Origin of the sequence: Pseudoalteromonas aquimarina, assembly GCF_049257255.1 — a bacterium.
Lineage (GTDB): Bacteria > Pseudomonadota > Gammaproteobacteria > Enterobacterales > Alteromonadaceae > Pseudoalteromonas.
Genome location: NZ_JBMMUG010000016.1, coordinates 1 through 16,478, shown reverse-complemented (window position 1 = coordinate 16,478; position 16,478 = coordinate 1). Strand labels below are relative to the sequence as shown.

The following is a 16,478-nucleotide window of genomic DNA, read 5'->3' as shown; positions in this document are numbered from 1 at the left end:
AAACTGAATAAGCATTGCTTGGGTGTAATTAAGGGTAAAAGCTTCTTTTAAGTAGGGAATTAAAATGTCATTAAGACAGGTAATAAAACCCCACATAAAAAAGAGGCTAGTTAAAGCAACGAGTGCAAACTGGGTGTTAGAGGTGTTATTTGCCTCAACTTGCACGGTCTGGTTTAGTGGATTGGGTGAGCTCAATGTCGTTTCCTTTAATATGTTGTCAATTTTTTGTAGTTATTAATATTAAAACGCTAAAGTATACAATATGTAACTTAGTTGAAAGCATTACATACGATTGCATAAAATTTAAAAAGCTAACCCATTGATTAATAGGTTTTTATTTTTACATGGTTGGGGCTTTACCATTAACAAGTAACTTATCTAAACTAGATTTCAGCTTAGGCAAGCTTGCGCACCCTTTACCAGTGTGTTTATCTGCTTGGCATTGATAAGCTTTTACATACTCAATAATAAACGGGTTATTTTCGTCAAAGGCGTTAGCATCTACCCCTTTTTGTCCTGTATTTTCTGGCCAGTTTCCGCCAACAGCAAAATTTAGAATTAAATGAAACGCCTGATCAAAAGGGGCTTTTGAATATAATACGTCTTGCTTTTGGCTATTGTTAATTGAGCTCAGGGTATACCAGCCTTGATGGGCGAATTTCCCGTTTTCGTTTAACTGGGTTTGTTTTTGGCGCGCATATAAAATGTTGTCTACATACCACCTTATTTCGCCTTCTTCCCACTCAACACTATAAAGATGAAAGCCATCTGCAGGGTTGCTTTTACCACCAAAATCAAAAGCTTTTCCTGAATAGACATTGTTTGGCCAATCATGGCCGTAGTGAAGCGTGCCATGAACGGTGTTTTCAATTTTACCGTTTTTGAGTGGCACTTTAAGATTAACGCTTTCCATAATGTCTATTTCGCCAGACTTTGGCCAAGTACCATAAACTTGTTCACTAGGCAGCATCCAAAAGGCTGGCCACGCCCCTTGCCCTGATGGCAGTTTGGCTTTGATTTCAAAGCGGCCATATTTAAATTCAGCTTTACCCTTGGAATTGATGCGCCCAGAGGTAAAAGGTTTTAATGCTTTATCGTTTGCTTTTCTCGCAACTAAATACAAAGCGCCGTTTTTTAAAAACAGGTTGTCGTTATTGGCGGTATAACATTGCTGCTCGTCATTACCGCCGCCATCACAGTTCACTTCGATATTCCATTTACTGCCATCAAGTGTTTCGCCAGAAAAATCGTCTTGCCAAACAAGCTGCCACTTTGTATTGGGTGTTGTTTGATAGCCACTAGAGCTGTTTTGTGATGCAGCACTTAAGTTGAGTGACATGATGCTCGAAAAAGCTGCAAATACAGTAATCCATTTCATTGTGTTATAGCCCTTCAAACTTATTTAGCAGTTGCGCAGTAGTATTGAATAAACTCCCAATGATCCGGCCATTTATCTACTTTCTTTCGCGTATTGCGTTTAGCATTATCCAGAAAGTTTTTCAGCTCCATATCGCTCATGCTGTCGACAATTGGGTGGTAGCTTTTAGGCTCTAAGCCTTGGCCAAGCAGGCACTGTACCCAAGAAGTTTCGGCGAAAAGATCGTGTTCTTTTTTGAAAATGCGGCCAGATTGTTCAAATAGATCAAGTTTATGTTGCAAAGAGTCTGGAATCGGCATGGTTTTACAATAGCGCCAAAATGCCGTATCAGTTCGCTCAGTAATGTGGTAGTGCATAATAATAAAGTCGCGAATACTCAGCGCTTCAAGGCGAGTTTGTTCATTGTATTCATTTATATCCGCTTGATTGAAACCATCATTTGGGAACAGTTGCAGTAAACGGACAATGGCTTTTTGAAATAGGTGAATGCCGGTTGATTCTAATGGTTCAATAAAGCCTGAAGAAAGGCCTGCGGCGATACAGTTTTTAACCCAATGCTTTCTACGCGCACCAGTTTTGTATTTGATAACACGTGGCTCGTTTAATCTTTCGCCTTCAATATTATCAAGCAATGTCGCAACTGCTTCATCATCTGATAAATACTTGCTGCAAAATACATGGCCATTTCCGGTGCGGTTTTGCAATGGAATTCGCCATTGCCAGCCTGCGTCACGTGCGATTGAGCGAGTATATGCAACCGGTTTACTGACGGTTTCAGTTTGTACTGCAATGGCACTGTCGCATGGTAAATAATGGCTCCAATCGTCATAACCCGCGTGCAGAGTCTGCTCGATTAAAAGTCCTCTAAAACCAGTGCAATCAATAAATAGGTCACCTTCAATAATGTCGCCAGAGGTCAGTTTTAATGCAGTGATAAATCCGGTTTCTGGGTTTTGTAACACCTCATCTATGGTGCCTTCAACACGTTTACCGCCGTGTTGCTCTGCAATACCGCGTAAAAACTTAGCATAAAGTGCGGCATCTAAGTGGTAGGCGTGATTCATATCTTGGTTTGGTAATACCGCAAAGCGACCTTCACGCTGCGCTAAATGTTCTGCAACATAATCACCGAGCTCAGATACATAGCCTTGTTGTTTGCCTTTTTGCCAAAAGTGATGAAAACCACAGGCCCAGCAGTCAGGCCCTAAAAAGCCAAACGAGTGGATGTAGTCTTGCTCTTTTTGGCGCCAATTCTCAAATTTAATGCCCAATTTAAACGTCGCATTGGTCGCCGCCATAAATTCAGGCTCTTTAATGCCGAGTAAACGATGGAAGATATGCAAAGTCGGGATTGTTGCCTCGCCCACGCCTACGGTTGGAATAAGATCAGATTCAACAAGTGTGACATTTATCGTGTTTCCAAGCAGTTTGCTAAAGGCCGCCGCGGCCATCCAACCTGCGGTACCACCACCTGCAATTACGACGTTTTTTACTTTGTTTTGCATCTGTATCTCCACTGCTTTCGGTGTTCTATCGTTTTAGTTTGTTAAGAAGACTTGCGCGTAACTTTAATGCTTGCTGCTCTGGTAATGGCAAAGTGAGCGCTGCTTTTGCATGTTCTGGAATATGTTCAAGCGAGTCTAGTTCGTCATTAAATACGTAATAATTGAATAAGGCTTGCCAGGCTTTACGTTGTGCTTTTGGCAAGCTACGCAAAGATAAAATTGCCAACTCTAGCGCGTTATCTGGGCGACCATAAAATGCGGATGTGTCACGCCACCAATGGGTAAGCAGCAGGTTGAAGCCTGTTTTGGCTTCAACCTGGTGCCACCACATACTGGGCAGTAATAAGATATCTCCCGGTGATAATTCAGCGATAAGAGCATGTTCTAGCGCCTCGGCAAATTTTGGGAATTGGTCAAAGTCGGGGTTTTCAAAATCTACCAAGCTTATGGCTTGTCCGCCTGGGGCAAATTCTAAGGGGCCAACATAGAGGTTTTCGATTTGTTCAGGTGGAAAAAGCAAAAACCGTCTTTTACCTGCAAGGTTGCAGGCAAGGTTAGTGGGAAAGTCAAAATGCGCTGCTATTTTACTCTGATTTCCAAGCCACACACTGGTTAGTGGCGAAGCGTTTGCAAGTGAAAAGTCATGCTCGTTTTCAAGGGTTGGGAACCAACGAGCGGTATTTGTTGAACCCATATATACCGTGGGAGCTTTCGCATCATTTTGGCATGACAATAACTTTTCAATCACTAAATGCAGCGGTAATTGGTGCGCATTTACGTTAAAACCATCCATATTTTGATTGTAAAAAACACGGCCGTTAATTTCTGGCTCGCCGTAAAATGCATTGATTGGCTCGCCAGTATAATGCGAGAGTAAATGCTGTGCAGCAGCTTCATTAGACTGAATGGCTTTTTGTACCATGGGCCAATGGCTGCAAGCACCTTTAAAGAGCAAAGGTGTTTCTGAGCTTAATAACGCACCAGAAATATCTTTGCTGGTAATGTTAGTAAGCTCAGTAACGGGTTTGATGCTCTCTAAGTTCATATTAGAGACCTAGCTGTTTATTTTTACGTTTAACAAGCTCTGCAATATTGCCGTGTGAGGCAATAACAAAGTAAATCGCTTGCAAGTAGCCGAGTTTAACAAGGTTAAGAGTTTGCTCGTCAGAAAGCGCCGCTAATTTATCTTCGTTTATGGTGTAAAAACCAAGCATTTGATTTTGCGAGCCGTCGTTTAAAGTCACATCTAAAGTAAATTGTTCAATGAGCTCATAGCCAAGCAGTGTTTCAATAAAGTGAGCGCTTTTTTCTACGCCATGGTGAATGGCCTCCATTAAATCAGCCATTTGGTCTAGGTAATCACTGTTGCCGCCATATTCTAAAAACAGTGCTTCGCCTTGTGTTTCGTTTACACGCGGGCTTTCCATATCAATGGTTAAAACGCGTGTAAGCTCAGTTTGCCCGCCTTGGTTTTGCTGTTGATGGCCAATAGCAAATGGATGACGCTTGATCGTTGCAGGAATATAACCATCCCAGCCGTCGTCAGTTAAGAACAGATTTTCATTTTGCTTAACACCCATTAAAGCAACAGGCATAAACTGGCCTGTTACGCTGTTTTTCTGAAAGAAAATAGGGTATTGGTTTTGAATGGCGCGAAACTCATCAGGAAAGGTCAGTGCAAACCAGACATTATCGCCAAACTGCGCACTTGCTTTGGTGTTTACTTTAATATTTTTATGAGCAATGTTGTTAACTAATTCAAATTTTGCCATCGAGGGCCACCTTTCTTAAATCGTTGTTAAGCCGTATTGCTTAATTTTGTTTAGCAATACCCTGTTTGGCTCTAACTGTTGTTGTAATTGGTTTCGTTTTTGTTGATTTTGTTGAAACAGCGCTTTTGCTTTAGCGTGTTCAGCATGCCATTTTTGCGACGGGTTAAACGCAGTTTTCCCTTTCAAACCATAGTAAATGTATTGAAAGCTTGCTGCGGGAAATAGCTCTTCTGTTTCAAATGAATCATAAAGATATGGCGTTTGATATTGCCATAACAGTAATTTATCGCGCAGCGTTTGTGATAGTGTTTCGGTACTTGTTGCAGCGCGCCAATATGCTGAGTCATCGCGCTTTGATAACACGTAGTGCAGCTTTAAAAAATCAATAATTTGCTGCCAACGCTGATGGAATTTTTTATTAAAGCGTTTGGCAATGACGTCCATCATCGCTCTATTTTGCGGAAATTGATCGCGAATAAATTTGGCAGATAGCTCGATTAAAGCGATAGCCGAGGCTTCTAAAGGTTCGATAAATCCTGCTGACATGCCAATGGCAACCACGTTTTTATGCCAAAACTTTTCGCGGTAACCTGGGTTAATTTGTAATTCGCGCACGGTGAGTTTGTTGATATCACAATTTGAGGTATCTGACACATAACGGGCAAGTGCGTCGAAAGCTTGCTCTTTGGTGCAAAAATCATTGCTATAAACATGACCAATGCCGCGACGTGATTGCAGTCCTATATCCCAAATCCAACCATTAGCGACAGCGGTACTGTGAGTCGCCGAATTAATATTGTCGTCAGGATGTTGGTAGGGCACTTGTACTGCCAGTGCGCGGTCGTTGAATAACACCTCTTTGCAACTAACAAAAGGGACTTTAAGTGCTTTATCAATTAATAAACTGTGAAGGCCGCTACAGTCGATAAATAAATCACCAGTTATTTCACCGTGTTTTTCGGTAAACACCGATGCCACATCGCCATTACTTGTGAGCCTAACATCTTGCACGTTGTCATCAATATGCATAACCCCGAGTTTTTCTGTGCAATGTGATTTAAGTAAAGGCGCAAATTTTCCTGCATCAAGATGATAGCCATAGTTTGCAATAAAGTTGTATTCAGGCGTTGAAATTTGTTTAGGTGCAAGTTGTGCATTACACAAAGCATCTTGAAAGCAAACAGCTTGTTCAAATGGCACTTCATGTTGGTAAGGTAACCAATGGACAGCCAAATTCAGTTGATTAAAGGATTCGGGCAACGAAAACGGATGAAAGTAACTGTCGCCACTTGCAGTGCGCCAGTTGATAAATTTAGAGCCTTGTTTAAACGAGGCATCACACTCGTTTAAAAAAGTGGTTTCGGAAATACCGATTTGTTGTAACGTGTCGCGCATTGAAGGCCAAGTTCCTTCACCCACACCAATAGTGGGAATGTCACTTGATTCAATCAGCGTAATTTGAATAGGGGAAGGTAATGACGCATTACTGTGCTCGGCTGCAAGAATACTGGCACTTAACCATCCAGCACTGCCACCGCCCACAATTACAACCTTTTTTACTGCATTTGTCATTACTACAACACCTGATTTTTCAGTCACATAATAGTTATATTAGATGCTACTGAGAGATTTGCGAAAAAGCCGCGCAAAACGCGGCTTTTTCGCTATTTTGGTTATTTAAAAGGTATAACGTACACCGATGTTGAAACGAGGCCCAGTTTGCGTCACGTTAACAACCTGTAACGACGAACGCTCATGGGTACGGCTGTACTCATCTGTAAGGTTAATACCTTCTAAGAAGAGTGTCAGGTTCTCGTTGTACTCGTAGCTTACACTTGCATCCCACTGACCGTATTCTTCAACAAAAATAGGGTTTTGTAAGCCAAGTGTATTAACGGTGCTCGCTAAGAACTCATCACGCCAGTTGTAAGCAATACGCGCTTGAATGCCGTCTTTATCGTAAAATGCGATAAAGTTATACGAGTCACTCATACCAAGGATTGCAAACTGCTCATCTTGTGATTCTTTATCGTAATCGATATCACCATCGACAATCGTTGCGTTGGCAATTACACCAAAGCCTGATTCGCCGAATAGGTGCTGAACTGCAAATTCCCAACCGTAGATTTTTGCATCTTCTTGGTTAACAGGAATTGTGATGTCGAATTTTGCAAAGTCATCACCCGGTACACCTAAGATAAAGCCATTTTCATCCAGTGTTTCTGGGTAGTTTTCTTTGATGTATTCACGAATGAGCGTGTTGTTATTACCCACAGCTGCAACAGCTTCAGCATAACGGTCGCCCATTGCTGGGTGAGTTAGACTAAACGCCTCTTCTTCAACCGTGGTACGGCCGATGAAGTTTGTACTGTCTTTGACAAAATAACCAACAGCTGCGTAACTACCTTCGTCGTAATACCATTCAACAGAAAGATCTAAGTTATTAGATTCAAATGGTTTTAAGTCAGGGTTACCACGGCTACCAGTACCACCGTCAATACGCACTAGCGAGTTAAGTGTTTGACCACCTTGGATATCTGCATAGCTTGGACGAGCAATGGTCTTGCTGTAAGAGGCACGAACTAATAAGTCTTCAACTACTTCAATGTTGAAATCAACATTTGGTAGGAAGTTGCTGTAATCACCTGTTAGGTTAGTAAAGCCTTGCTCACCAGTTGCAACTAAGTTGAACTCGTTATCACCCGCCCACGCAATATTGTTGTAAATTGGTACTAATGCAGCTGATGTTACGTCAGTTTGCTCATAGCGTAAGCCGATGTTTAAGTTGTAAGGTAAATCTACGATGGTACCTTGGAAGTTAGCTTGTACATATGCTGCAAGCTGCTCTTCAGTAGTACGACGGTCTGTAGTGTAGTTTGAAGACGCACAGAAAGAGGTACCACAATCACCCGCTGAACCAAGTGCACCATAAAGGTCGTTGGCAGTTTGACGAACTGAGTCGAAATCCCAACGGAAGAATTCTTCAAGTAACATATTTGAACCAGCACCTGGTACATCAAAATGTGAACCTACATCATCAAGCACAAAATCAATGCCGCTTAAGTCACCTTCTGCACCAAGACCACCCCAGTTGTCTTGTTGTACGTTAGAAAACGCTGAGCGGTTTTTCACTTCAGTTGATGAAATACCAAAATCAATGCTTGAAAGGTCGCCATTATCAAACACAAAAGTACCGTCAAACTGTGCTTGCGTTACATCACTGCGCATCATGCTGTTACGGAATGAACTACCGGTAACGCGCATATCTTTGCTCTGAATGCCGTTAAAGCCATCAGGGTAAGTAATGCTTAGTACAGGGAAGTCTTTGCTGAAATCGGCAGTAGTTACTGAGCGCACCCAAGTTGCCATACCAATTACGTTGTTACTTCCGTAAGGGCTATCTGGACGAGATTCAGCACTTGAATCATGGTAGTCAAAACGCAGTTCAAGGTTATCGTTAACTTGCCATTCAACGTTAAAACCAAGCGATTTGTTTTCGTTTACCGTATCGAAGCTACCAGCACCCATTGCTAAATCGCCAGGTGCGCCAAACGCTTCAGAATAAATAATTGGCGCTGCAATTGGACCGTCTGACCATTCGCCTGTTGACGGACCAAAGTTAAACCATGCAGAAACATCGTTGTATTGATCAGATACTTCGTTTTTCGCATACGTGTAGTCAAGTGTTGCAGTTACATTGTCCATTGGACGGTACTGAATAACCGCTTGACCATTGGTACGCGTGCGTTGCACTTCGTGGAATGCATAGCCTAAACTTTGCGGCACTGAGTAAATCGAATCAGCGCTTGGGTAGTTAGTGTGCGCGTTATCACCATCTGGAATTAAACCGCCCCACTCAGCATTACCGCCGCCCCAGTCCCAACCATTGATGTTGCCTGGGAAAGTACGCCAGCCACCGCTGTTAGCTTGTACGTTGCCACTTTCACGCTCTTGGTAAGAGCCTGAGAGTGCAATACCAATTGTATCTTCAGCGAAGGTGTTGCTGTATAAACCTGAAAGCTCAGGTGTGATTGATGCACCTTCGTCAGTTGATTGATCCATTACACCTTTTAAACCAAATGTCGCTTTTTGACCTGGTGAGTTAAGCGGCTTAGTGGTCAGTATGTTGATGGTTGAACCCATACCACCAGATGGTACGCTTGCTTTACCTGTTTTATAGATTTCCACGCCAGCAATGCCTTCAGCGGCAATATTTGCGAAGTCATAAGCACGTGATGTTGATGCAGTAGTTGCTTCAAGTGATGATGCTGGCATCTGACGGCCATTAAGTGTTACAAGGTTGTACTCTGGGCCAAAACCACGAACAGTTACCTTGCTACCTTCACCATTGGCACGGTCAATAGATACACCTGAAATACGCTGCAGCGATTCAGCTAAGTTTGTATCAGGAAACTTACCAATATCTTCAGCAGAGATTGCATCAACAACACCGCTTGCCGAACGTTTTACATCCAAAGCCTTGATTACAGAGCCACGGATACCCTTGACCTCAATAACTTCCACATCGTCTTTTGTCGCCTCATCGGCGTACATTGGCGTAGATAAAACCCCTAGTACTACGGAGAGACTGGTGGCTATCTTTGTCTTTGCAAAGCGATTGTTTTTCATGCTGTCTGCCTTAATTTAGATATCAGTTCTTATTAGAATTATTGTCATAATGTTGTTGAATTAACAGAACGCTCAATTTCCCTTTCCGAGAAATGTAAGCGCTTTCATTTCTCGGGAAATAAAAACGCGAACAATGTAAGCGCTTACATAAAAGTAAGTCAGAACTAAATAAAGATCAATTAATTTTATTTATGGTTAGTAAGAATTACTGAGATATTTGTTATATAGATATATTAGGTATTAAAAATCAATTGGTTGGGTTTTGTCTGTTATTCAATTTAATTGTTTAATGTTAAAAATAAAATTAACTTTTATTTATTTTTTGTATGTTAATTGCTGTTTAAAAAGTCAAAAAAGCGTGAAAAGTAAATATCATTGTTGAAAGTTGAGGCTGTGAGTGAGCATTTGTTAACGCACATTGGTTTATTTAAGTTCTAAGAGTTGAAAACTAAAAACACTCCGAAAACTCGCCACAAGTTCATTTCTTTTTGAAATCAAAATTTGACGGATATTATTACGCTAACCATTATTAATTAATGCAAAAAATGGTGTTAAAGCGTGCTTCACGCTCCCCAATAATAAACCTTTTTCTAAGCGCGCTTTGGGCGAGCTTATTGCTATTGTTAACGCTTTTCGCACAATTTACTTGGTCACAAACGCAAACAGCAGTGGTATTTGATGATATCGCCCAAGTTATGCAGCAATATGACTTTGATAATGGATTAAGCCAAGCTTCTGTGACTGCAATTACACAAGATAAATTTGGTTATATTTGGCTTGGTACACAATCAGGCTTAAACCGCTTTGATGGCAAACGCTTTAAGCATTTTTTTCCGGCGCAGCCACTTTCAAATAATCTTGCAGGTGGTTTTATTACGGCACTTTGCAGTCAAGAAGATTTTCTGTGGATTGGTACACAAACGGGGCTTTCTCGTTATCATTTTGAAACCAGCGAGTTTGAGCGCGTTGATATTAATAAACAGGACCAGTCGGTTGAACGTATCAAAAGCTTATCGTGCCACAATGATGCGCTTGTCATCACAACGGATGACAATGCACTTTATATTTATCAATCAGACAAAGGCCTGCTGACAGCGCAAGATGTATTTACTACAAGTCAGATTAAAGCTGTGCATATTGGGCAAGAGAAATGGTTTGCCTTAACTGAAAACGGCATTTTATCAAAACAAACTGACACAACTGAAAGCAGCTTGCTGATAGCTGGTAACTTTAAGTTGGTCGGTCTTGGAGAAAATGCTATCGCGGTAATAGATAGCAAACAGCGCGCTTGCCTTTATAAGCTGGCTCCTTTAACGAAACTGTGGTGTAACCAGCTACCAATTAACGAGATGGTAGAGGTGTTTCAATTAACATTATTGCCAGCTGATTTACTTATTGCATCCAGCCAAGGGGCATTTCAGTTATCCCTTTCGGGTGAAATTATTCATCACTTCAAACGCCAACCTGGCAATCAAAAAGGGCTTTCAGAAAATACAGTGTTATCGGCATATAAAAGCCAAGAAGGAGATATTTGGTTAGGTACAGAAACACAAGGGCTTTACCACTATCGCGAATTAAGTAACGCATTTGGTCATGTTTATAACTTTAAAAATGCAGTGCGAACCAGCGATTTTTATGATGTAAGAACCTTTGCACTTGATGCAAGTGGCACCCTTTGGATTGGTACTTCAAAAGGTATTTACCTATATAAAAATAAACAATTTTATGCAGCTGAAAGTGTTTATCCATCGCTTAAAAAGTTAAACACTACATTTATTACCGATCTTTTTATATTTGGTGATGCGCTTTGGATCACCAGTCGAGGCGCAGGCTTGGCAAAACTTGATTTATCAACAGGCAATACTTGGCTAGTTAAGCCAAAAATTAATGGCGAAGTTGTAGAAAGCTTTAATTCGGTAATAAGTTTTAAAGGGCAGCTCATCTTTAGCTCAAGAAGCCAAGGCCTTTTGACATTTAACCCCGAGAACAATCTGTTTAATCACTTTATTCCTGAAAATAAAAACGCGCCAGCCCATGCAACAGGGCTTTATAGTGATGGCGATAATTTATGGTTTGGCAGTATTGGCATGGGGTTATTTAAATTTGATGGCAACACCTTGGTTTCGATAAATCAAACACAAGGTTTAAGCTCAGATTTAGTTTTTATGATTGAACAAGATGAACAGCAGCGAATTTGGACTGCTACTGATAAAGGCCTTAGTATTGTTAATCCTGACATGACTTTGGCACGCATCGTTGAGCGCAAACATGGCCTTGCAAATAATGCAATTTGGGCACTTGTTAAAGACAATAATGGTAACTTTTGGGCGGGTACGAGTGGTGGCCTTAGTTATATTCACAGTGACACCTTCAGCATTCGAAATTACCTTAGAAATGATGGTATTCAATCGAACGAATTTAATTTTAATGCGGTGCTAAAAACTAATAAAGGGCGCTTATTTTTAGGTGGTGCCAATGGTTTTAATCAGTTTTACCCAAGTGCAATTGAAAATGCAGGGCAAAAACCTAAAGTGCAGTTAAGTTCAATTAATGTGCTTGAAAAAGAGCTCACGCCGTTAAATTCAATTGAGCTTACTACGGTGCCTGAGCTTACCAAATCACTGAAGCTTAGGGCGGAGCAAAATATTCTTTCGCTTGCTTATTCTTCAACGAGTTTGGCATCGGACAAACTCTCTCATTTGTATTATCGAGTCGTTGGCCTAAGCGATAAATGGATTAAATTAGAGCAGGGACGTAACCAGATTGATTTAATTAACTTAAATCCTGGCGATTATACGGTAGAAGCGTATTTAGTTGACCGTTTTAATAATGCATCCGCTGCGCATCAATTAAATCTCATCATAGTTCCCCCTTGGTGGGCGTCTAAACTGGCAAAAGTAAGCTATGTGATAATGGCTTTAATTATCAGTACATTGATTATTTACTCGCGGGTGAAACGTTACCGCCAGGTGCTCTCTGATAACAATGTGATGAAGCAATTAAATGAACGCTTTGAGCTTAGTTTATGGGCAAGTGGCGATGACTTATGGGATTGGCATATTGCCAACAATACTATTCACCGCTTTAGTGTAAGCAGCCATCTTGATTTTGGCTCACGAAAAGATGAAGTATTGTTAGATGAATTACATCATTATGTGCACCCAAAAGATTGTATTTTACTTGAAGACAAACTAGAGCGCTGTATCTCAGGTGAAATTGACAGTTACGAAATCGCTATTCGGGTTAAACAAAAAAACGGTGGCTTTCGTTGGGTACGTGACCGCGGAAAAGTAGTTAGCCGAAATAGCTCAGGTATTGCAGAGCGTATCGCAGGTGGTATTCAAGATATTCAAAAACTGAAAGAAAATGAATTGGCACTGGAAAAACTAAACCATTCGCTAGAAGAAAAAGTACAAGAACGTACGCTGCAACTTGAACAGAACAATCAGCAATTGCTGCAAACGTTAGATGAGCTTGAAAAGATGCAGCAAGACTTAATAGAAAGTGAAAAAATGGCGTCACTGGGTAATTTAGTGGCCGGTGTTGCCCATGAAATTAACACCCCACTTGGCATCGCCATTACAGGTGTTTCATCTTCAGAGGAGAGTATTGCACTTATTGAGTCGCAATTGGCAAATAAAACCCTTAATCAAGCTACGCTAGTTAACGAAATAAATAAGCAAAGAGAAGCATATCAATTAGTACAGCGCAATTTAGAACGTGCAGAAGCATTAATCTCAAACTTCAAACAAGTGGCGGTCGATCAATCTTCTGAGCAAATGCGTGATGTACAAGTGAGCGATTATTTGGAGCAATTGCGTACCTCACTTTCCCCCTTAACCAAAGGCAAAGAAATCACTATATCCATAGCGTGTTCGCCGAGCTTAATTGTCGAAACCTATCCTGGTGCTTGGTATCAAGTGATGTCTAATCTTATACAAAACTCGGTAACACATGGTTTTGATGGCCTAAGTAAAGGCAATATCGCAATTTCGGTGACACTTAATAACGGTAAACTCGTAGTGCTTTATCAAGATGATGGCAAAGGTGTTTCGGAAGAAGTGCGCGAACGCATGTTTGAGCCCTTTGTAACCACTAAACGCAATCAAGGAGGTAGCGGCTTGGGAATGCACATTGTTTATAACTTAGTCACCCAGTTACTAAATGGCGAAATCACCAGTCGACGGGTAGAAAATCAAGGGGCGGTATTTGAAATTGAATGTTTTGTGAATGTAATTAGTGAATAAAGCCCCTTTCAAATCACTTGAAAAGGGCTTTAATGTGGGCAGGAAACCTACTGACACATATGCATAGCAGGTGTTTCAGATTGCACTATTTTAATATTGGCTAGCGATAACTCCAGCGCCTGTGATGAACCAATTTCAAATGGCACTACCAGTTGATTAAACTTAATGCCTTGCTGAGTAAAGCAAGCTAAATCAACGGAAAGGGTATGCCATTGACCATCTGCCTTTGCATTGAGTAAATTTGCAATGTCCATTTTACTGTGACAGCTGCCCGGTACATCTGCGGTGCCTTCACAATTCATGGTTAACCACACATCTTTAGCATTGTTGCTATCGACTTTCACATCAAAGACTAATTGCGCTTTGTCCGATACTAAGTTGCTTAAGTCTTCACGGAAATGGCTTTTACTTGCAAAACGAAGACCTGCTGGTTTTTCGCCAGTGATAGAAATTTTGCGTGCATCTTCTTGAATAACTTTATCAATGGTACGGTAATTGATACCTTCAAGGCTGATGGTGCTAGACATAATTTGTTCACTGTTATCACCTGAGAACAACCATGCTTGCCATGGCTTTTTCACTTCACCCTCGAGAATAGACACACTCTTTACATCGCCCGCTTTACGCTCAAATTGCTCAGGTAAGTCGTTTGATACGGTAGTATTTGATTTGGATGTTAATCCATAACCGTATGCAAATAACGGTTTTTCGTCACTGGTTTTATAAAAATCAATGTGTTGATTTGGGTTGATTGGCCAGCTAAATGGCAGTTTACCTTTAAATTCAACATTCACGCTGTTATTTGCATTACGAAGTAGCACATCGGCAATCGCCGCACCTTCTGAGCCAGGTAGCCATGCTGCAACAAACGCAGTTGAGGCATTGAGTTCAGCATTAACCCACATAGGGCGGCCGCTAATAAACACGGCTACAACCGGAATATCGGCAGCTTTAAATTTGTTAAGTAAGGCAAGATCGCGTTTTTCACCCGCTTGATACTCAAGGCTTGCACGGTCACCATGGCCTTCGGCGTAAGGCTCTTCACCAAAAACCACAATCGCAACATCTGGTTTCTCTGAGTAACTGCCATCGAGGCTGTAATCGAGTGTACCGCCCGCGGCAGTAACTTGACTGCGTAGCCCATCTAAAATAGATGAACCACCCGGGAAATCACTATTTTGGTTATTCGTTCCTTGCCATGTGATTGTCCAGCCGCCTGACTGTTTACCAATATTATCTGCTGCATCACCTGCCACTAAAATGCGCTGTTTTGGTGATAACGGTAATAGTTGCTGGTTGTTTTTCAGCAATACTAGCGACTCACGTACTGCTTGTGCGGCAACGTCACGATGCGCTGCTTGGCCAATTAACTCAGTCTTACCCGAAAGCGCTCTGTCTTTAGGACGCGGCTTATCAAATAAACCCGCGCGGAATTTTACCCGCAGAATACGGCGCACAGCGTCATCAACACGCGATTGTGCAATTTCGCCAGCGTTTACTTGTGCGATGGTATTTCCCATTAAGGCTTTCCAATCAGAAGGCACCATAAAAATATCAAGGCCAGCGTTAATTGATTGCGCGCAACTTTCATTGCTACAACCCGCCACTTGCCCATGACCATTCCAATCACCAACGATAAAGCCATCGAAAGCCATTTTGTCTTTTAGCACATCGGTAAGTAGGTATTTGTTACCGTGTACTTTTTCGCCGTGCCAGCTATTAAATGAAGCCATTACAGACTGTGCGCCAACATTTAAACCGCCAACATAGCCCTGTGCGTGAATATCAAATAAGTCTTGCTCAGATGATAGATTATCGCCTTGGTCGTCACCGTCTACTGTGCCACCATCGCCTACAAAGTGTTTTACTGTACTAATTACACGCTCATTGCCTAAAAAGTCTTTACCCACTTCGCCTTGTAAGCCTTTTACCACTGATGCCGCATAACGTCGAACAAGTGCTGGATCTTCAGAGTAGCTTTCATAGGTACGGCCCCAGCGGTCGTCTTGAACAACTGCAACTGTTGGTGCAAATACCCAGTCAATACCGGTTACCATCACTTCTTTTGCTGTGATAGCCGCGATTTGTTCCATTAACTTTGGGTTATTTGCCGCGCCTAAACCAATATTATGTGGAAATAGTGTTGCCCCAATCACATTGTTATGGCCGTGCACTGCGTCGGTGCCCCACATAGTAGGGATCGTAGATCCATCGAGTGAGTCATCAATTGACGCCATATACATATCGTCGGCGAGCTTAATCCAGTCTTCTGGTGTAGCGTGTTTATCGCCATTTGGGAACGAACCGCCCCCATTTAGATAAGAACCAAAACCATAACGACGCATATCTTCAACGGTGATATTGCGAATTTCAGGTTGGATCATCTGCGCGATTTTTTGCTCTAGTGTCATTTTCGCTAATAACGCATCAATTTTACTTTCAAGCGCAGCATCGTATTTCACAGGACTTGTGATTTTTGGCCAAATATCGTTTTTAGTGTTTGTTGTTTTGGCATTGTCATTGCCCGACATACAGCCGCTCAGTGCCAAACAAAGTGCTGAGAGCGAGAACAGGTGTTTATTCATTGATTTGTCCTTGAGTAGTTGATGGCACATGTCCTTTCACACCGTAGAATACGATAAATACGTAACATACAGCAGGAATAATAAATGAGAGCGTAAGGCCAATCGTATCAGCCGCCATGCCTTGGAACACAGGAATAATGGCACCGCCAACGATAGCCAAACATAAAATGCCCGACCCTTGTGAGGTGTGCTCTTTTAAGTTGTTAATGGCAAGACTAAAAATAGTTGGGAACATAATAGAGTTACATAAACCCACAGCGAGCATTGTCCACATGGCGATAGGGCCAGAACTTAACATTGATACCACAATCAGTACGATAGCAAGGGCAGCATTAAAGGCCAGTACTTTACCACCAGACACT

At 41.7% G+C, this 16,478-nt stretch carries 8 protein-coding genes and 2 pseudogenes; 1 reads left to right on the top strand and 9 read right to left on the bottom strand.

The window, feature by feature from the left end; translation table 11 throughout:
- The 7 genes and pseudogenes from AAEU29_RS20945 to AAEU29_RS20915 form a co-directional block, all read right to left on the bottom strand.
- Nucleotides 1-195 (bottom strand): annotated as a pseudogene (locus AAEU29_RS20945) (glucose/galactose MFS transporter); the annotation flags it as partial.
- Nucleotides 196-340: 145 nt separating this feature from the next.
- The gene (locus AAEU29_RS20940) at nt 341-1,378 is read right to left on the bottom strand and encodes a glycoside hydrolase family 16 protein (RefSeq protein WP_421975113.1); all 1,038 of its coding nucleotides are present in this window, start codon (nt 1,376-1,378) and stop codon (nt 341-343) included.
- Between the two features lie 20 nt (nt 1,379-1,398).
- A complete protein-coding gene (locus tag AAEU29_RS20935) occupies nt 1,399-2,883 on the bottom strand; it encodes a tryptophan halogenase family protein (RefSeq protein WP_421975112.1) in 1,485 nt (494 codons plus the stop codon).
- A gap of 25 nt (nt 2,884-2,908) precedes the next feature.
- The gene (locus AAEU29_RS20930) at nt 2,909-3,928 is read right to left on the bottom strand and encodes a cupin-like domain-containing protein (protein ID WP_421975111.1); all 1,020 of its coding nucleotides are present in this window, start codon (nt 3,926-3,928) and stop codon (nt 2,909-2,911) included.
- Nucleotide 3,929: 1 nt separating this feature from the next.
- On the bottom strand, nt 3,930-4,655 hold the full coding sequence (locus tag AAEU29_RS20925; protein WP_421975110.1) for a SapC family protein: 726 nt from the start codon (nt 4,653-4,655) through the stop codon (nt 3,930-3,932).
- Nucleotides 4,656-4,670: 15 nt separating this feature from the next.
- On the bottom strand, nt 4,671-6,227 hold the full coding sequence (locus tag AAEU29_RS20920; RefSeq protein ID WP_421975109.1) for a tryptophan halogenase family protein: 1,557 nt from the start codon (nt 6,225-6,227) through the stop codon (nt 4,671-4,673).
- Nucleotides 6,228-6,332: 105 nt separating this feature from the next.
- Nucleotides 6,333-9,284, bottom strand: a complete 2,952-nt coding sequence (locus AAEU29_RS20915; protein ID WP_421975108.1) for a TonB-dependent receptor — start codon at nt 9,282-9,284, stop codon at nt 6,333-6,335.
- Nucleotides 9,285-9,898: 614 nt separating this feature from the next.
- On the opposite strand from AAEU29_RS20915, the gene AAEU29_RS20910 reads away from it, so the two are divergent.
- A complete protein-coding gene (locus tag AAEU29_RS20910; protein WP_421975107.1) occupies nt 9,899-13,531 on the top strand; it encodes a sensor histidine kinase in 3,633 nt (1,210 codons plus the stop codon).
- A gap of 47 nt (nt 13,532-13,578) precedes the next feature.
- Here the strand turns inward: AAEU29_RS20910 and AAEU29_RS20905 are convergent, their stop codons facing one another.
- A complete protein-coding gene (locus tag AAEU29_RS20905; protein WP_421975106.1) occupies nt 13,579-16,116 on the bottom strand; it encodes a glycoside hydrolase family 3 protein in 2,538 nt (845 codons plus the stop codon).
- Nucleotides 16,109-16,478: pseudogene (locus AAEU29_RS20900) on the bottom strand (glucose/galactose MFS transporter); the annotation flags it as partial. The gene AAEU29_RS20905 and the pseudogene AAEU29_RS20900, both read right to left, overlap by 8 nt.

Excerpts from the sequence above, each read along its gene's own strand:
- AAEU29_RS20935 (WP_421975112.1), bottom strand. The coding sequence starts at position 2,883 with ATGCAAAACAAAGTAAAAAACGTCGTAATTGCAGGTGGTGGTACCGCA.
- AAEU29_RS20905 (WP_421975106.1), bottom strand. The coding sequence starts at position 16,116 with ATGAATAAACACCTGTTCTCGCTCTCAGCACTTTGTTTGGCACTGAGC.
- AAEU29_RS20915 (WP_421975108.1), bottom strand. The coding sequence starts at position 9,284 with ATGAAAAACAATCGCTTTGCAAAGACAAAGATAGCCACCAGTCTCTCC.
- AAEU29_RS20925 (WP_421975110.1), bottom strand. The coding sequence starts at position 4,655 with ATGGCAAAATTTGAATTAGTTAACAACATTGCTCATAAAAATATTAAA.
- AAEU29_RS20920 (WP_421975109.1), bottom strand. The coding sequence starts at position 6,227 with ATGACAAATGCAGTAAAAAAGGTTGTAATTGTGGGCGGTGGCAGTGCT.
- AAEU29_RS20940 (WP_421975113.1), bottom strand. The coding sequence starts at position 1,378 with ATGAAATGGATTACTGTATTTGCAGCTTTTTCGAGCATCATGTCACTC.
- AAEU29_RS20930 (WP_421975111.1), bottom strand. The coding sequence starts at position 3,928 with ATGAACTTAGAGAGCATCAAACCCGTTACTGAGCTTACTAACATTACC.